We start from the raw sequence: 3,703 nt of genomic DNA, 5'->3' as shown, positions 1-3,703 counted from the left end.
CCTGTATATACCCTAGCATACTGAGACGATGTGACAACCCTCAATCTGTTTTCATCCGAAATAGCCGGTAGGGTGATATCGCTCTCATTTCCCATGATATAAGGGCTGAGCGCAAATTCGCGGTGGTTGATTTTTTTATAATTTAAGTCAGGAAATTTGGTCGAGATCTAAAAAATGCACTGAATATTTTCTGAGAAAATGGCGGCGATTATTTGTATGATGATGACGTTTTTTTAGGAAATATCCGGGTGAAAAATAAGGACGTGTTTTGCTGAATTAACGCGATATATTCGAGGTAAAATAATGCCCGTGCATGGCGATGATTCACGGGCACTTCAGGACTACATCCGCATGCCAACGGCCAGGCGGTTAAAGGCATTCATCAGGCTGATGGCAAAGGTCATGTCGCTGATCTGCTCGGCGCTGAAGTAGGCTAGTAGGGGTTGATAGACGCTGTCTTCAGCGTGCGTTTCGGCGACGTACGTCAGATCTTCGGCCCAGGCCAGGGCGGCGCACTCCGCGTCGCTGAAGTGATTACTCACTCTCCAGCCAGCCAGCGCATCTAATTTGGCTTGTTCAACGCCAGATTTACGCAGCGCTTTGCTGTGCATTTCCAGGCAAAACGCGCAGCCGTTGATTTGCGATACGCGTAAATACAGCAGTTCCAGCAGCGTACGCTCCAGCGAGCTTTTTTCCAGCGCGATACTGGCTTGTACCAGCCCCGCATAGACGTTGGGGCTGAGTTCACTATAGGGTTGGCGTAATGCAGTCATTGTCTTTCTCCTCGTTCAAGATGCGACAAAAATAGCACTATAATGGTCTTAGAAAGATGACCATATTAAGAGTAAAAAATAAGACCATGAAGCAGAAGAGCGAACCGCGTTACCGGCAAATAGCTCGCCAGCTGAAGACGGCGATTGAACAAGGAGAGCTGGCGGCAGGCAGGCGTCTGCCATCGAGCCGTCTCTATGCTCAGGAGCTTGGCGTTTCAAGGGTGACGGTGGAGAACGCCTACGGCGAACTGGTGGCACAAGGGTGGCTTGAGCGACGCGGACAGGCCGGTACGTATGTAAGCGATCACTTAACATTGGAGGCCGCGCCAGTCGAGCCACTTGGTTTTGGTGGCGAACAGTTTCAGCCGCAAGCGTTTCAGCTGGGACTACCCGCGCTGGATCTCTTTCCGCGTGGAATATGGTCCCGTGTGATGGGGCGTCGGCTGCGTACGCAAACGCGTTTTGATTTAGCGCTTGGCGACGTTTGCGGCGAAATGGCGTTACGCCAGGCGATTGTTGAATACCTGCGATTGTCGCGAAGTATTGAATGTGAAGCTGAGCAGGTGTTTATCACCTCGGGCTATGCGGCCGCGATGAGCCTGACCTTACAAGCTCTGTCGGGGCGTGGTGAGGGGATGTGGGTTGAGGACCCTGGTTTTCCGCTGATTCGCCCCATCATCGAGCAGGAAGGCGTGACGCTGCATCCTGTGCCGGTCGATGGCGAAGGGATGGACGTTGATTGGGCGCTCAAACATGCCGCCAATGCGCGTTTTGCGCTGCTGACACCCGCGCATCAAAGCCCGACGGGCGTGGCGCTATCGTTGCCGCGACGACGGCAACTGCTCGACTGGGCAGCGCATCACCAGGCGTGGGTGATTGAAGACGATTATGACAGCGAGTTTCGCTATCACGGCAAGCCGCTGCCGCCGCTGAAAAGCCTGGATGCACCGCAGCGGGTTATTTACATCGGTACATTCAGCAAAGCGCTATTTCCGGCGTTGCGTACCGCCTGGCTGGTGGTGCCGATGCCGCTGGTGCCGGCGTTCCGCCGCCAGGCCCAGCGCGTGGCCTGCCCGGTACCGCTGCTCTGGCAGCAAACGCTGGCGGACTTCCTGCGTGAAGGTCACTTCTGGCGGCATCTGAAGAAAATGCGTCTTCACTACGCTCAGCGTCGGCGCTGGCTTGAAACGGCCCTTGTGGCGCATGGTTTTCAGGTGGTGGAACAGCTGGGGGGCATCCAGTTGGTGGTATCGGTCGACGGGGATGATCGAATGATGGCTCGCCGGGCGCGAGAGGCGGGCCTGGCGGTGCAGGCGATAACCGACTGGCGCATGGCTCATCCTGGCGATGCCGGGTTGATTATGAGTTTTACTAATATAGTCTCGCCGGTAATGGCCAATGAACAGGTCGCGGCGCTGAGGCGAGCGATAAAATAAAAACCCCGGAGCATCAAAGATACTCCGGGGTAGACGCGTTTTTATTATCAACATCGTTATGGTTATATTATCGGCGCGATCCCAATAATACGCCAATAAAAATCCCCACTGCCGCGGCAGCGCTCACACTTTGCCACGGTTTATCGCGAACATAGCTGTCTGCGGTGTCAGCAACATCGCAGGCGCTCTGTTGTAAACGGCTGCGACCATGAATACGAGCGCGGGTTTCACTCAGCAACGCTTTGGCTTTGCGTCGTGCAGTTTCCACCTCATCTTTATTCTCGCTGGCCCAGCTCTTGAGAATATCCTCCAGGCTATCGGCTAATTGGCTGACATCGTTATGAATATCCTGAGCTTCATCTTCTGCTTCATTGCGGTTAAATAATTTGGGCATAACGTCCTCCACGAAATTTGCTGGAGCGTTAAGTGTAGGTCATCCGCTATAAATTGCCGTGATTTAACGTGTTTATGGATTTATCTGAAAGCGAGGCGAATACTGATTCATGTAAGGTGGCGATGCAGTAAAAGATGACGAGGAAAAAATATGTATCTACGACCTGATGAGGTGGCGCGCGTTCTTGAAAAAGCGGGCTTTACCATGGATGCGGTAACCGCCAAAGCCTACGGCTATCGCCGGGGGGAAAATTATGTTTACGTCAACCGCGAAGCGCGGATGGGGCGTACGGCGCTGATCATTCACCCGGCGCTCAAAGACCGTAGCTTTAAATTTGCCGAACCGGCATCTGATATTAAAGCGTGTGATCACTACGAACAGTTTCCGTTGTACCTTGGCGGCGATGTTGAGCAGCATTACGGTATTCCGCACGGCTTTAGTTCACGAATGGCTTTAGAACGTTTCTTAGATGGGCTTTTTGGCGAGAATATCTAAATAAGAGACTGGCATGGCCAGTCTCTTATTACCCTGCTATCAGGCTTTCGCTTGGGTGTATTGTTCGACGCGGAACAAGCGACGGCAGAAATCGAGGAAGTAGCCGTAAGCGGCACCCATCACCAGCGATATCACCGCGTTTGAGCTAACCGCAGCGATAATCTGATGCCAATCGGCACCCACGCTCAGCAGAATCAAGACGTATACCGGCGACTGGAAGGTCACGTACGCTAGCGGATCCGCTACTCTTTTCATCCAGCCAGCCGGGCTGATTCGCGCGGCCTGGCGCATGATGAAGTCACGGTAGATACCGTATGGCCATGCAATAATAATGTTCACCGGAATCGCCACCAGTCGAGACGAAAGTGACTGCTCGAAGGTCATTCCCGAGAGAAAAATTTCAATCATCATGTTCACGACGGAACAGTAGACCACCATGGCGAAAGTGTCTGCTGCCGCATGACGCAGGCGTGACTGCGCAGAGAACATCGGTATGCTCCTCGAAAATAAACATTAAAACTGAGAAAAAAACGTGTTTTTTGGCGTTTTGGGTTGGTTTGTTCAACGCGTATAGGTTATCCATCTGCAATAAAACAAACAACTAG

The 3,703-nt window shown here is 52.7% G+C and carries 5 protein-coding genes; 2 read left to right on the top strand and 3 right to left on the bottom strand.

The genetic code is table 11. The features are described 5' to 3' along the window. Window positions 1-341: 341 nt before the first annotated feature. Entirely contained in the window at window positions 342-773 is a 432-nt protein-coding gene (locus NNN71_RS24050; RefSeq protein ID WP_163446247.1) for a carboxymuconolactone decarboxylase family protein, read from the bottom strand. Window positions 774-859: 86 nt separating this feature from the next. Between NNN71_RS24050 and pdxR the strand changes: the two genes are divergently transcribed. After that, window positions 860-2,209, top strand: coding sequence for a MocR-like pyridoxine biosynthesis transcription factor PdxR (gene pdxR / locus NNN71_RS24045; RefSeq protein WP_271459530.1), 1,350 nt, complete (start codon window positions 860-862; stop codon window positions 2,207-2,209). Window positions 2,210-2,276: 67 nt separating this feature from the next. On the opposite strand, the gene NNN71_RS24040 is transcribed toward pdxR, so the two are convergent. Then, window positions 2,277-2,603, bottom strand: a complete 327-nt coding sequence (locus tag NNN71_RS24040) for a DUF883 family protein (protein ID WP_064543245.1) — start codon at window positions 2,601-2,603, stop codon at window positions 2,277-2,279. A gap of 150 nt (window positions 2,604-2,753) precedes the next feature. Here NNN71_RS24040 and NNN71_RS24035 point away from each other — a divergent pair, with 150 nt between their 5' ends. Continuing rightward, on the top strand, window positions 2,754-3,098 hold the full coding sequence (locus tag NNN71_RS24035; protein ID WP_064543247.1) for a DUF2002 family protein: 345 nt from the start codon (window positions 2,754-2,756) through the stop codon (window positions 3,096-3,098). 39 nt (window positions 3,099-3,137) lie between these two features. Here the strand turns inward: NNN71_RS24035 and NNN71_RS24030 are convergent, their stop codons facing one another. Further along, window positions 3,138-3,587 carry an L-alanine exporter AlaE gene (locus NNN71_RS24030; protein WP_163446245.1) on the bottom strand — a complete coding sequence of 150 codons (450 nt, stop codon included), beginning with the start codon at window positions 3,585-3,587 and terminating at the stop codon, window positions 3,138-3,140. Window positions 3,588-3,703 lie beyond the last annotated feature (116 nt).

This window comes from Kluyvera sp. Awk 3, assembly GCF_028069715.1.
Classification (GTDB): domain Bacteria; phylum Pseudomonadota; class Gammaproteobacteria; order Enterobacterales; family Enterobacteriaceae; genus Kluyvera; species Kluyvera georgiana_A.
Note: the sequence above shows the minus strand (reverse complement) of the source record. Positions and strands in the feature narration are given on the sequence as shown.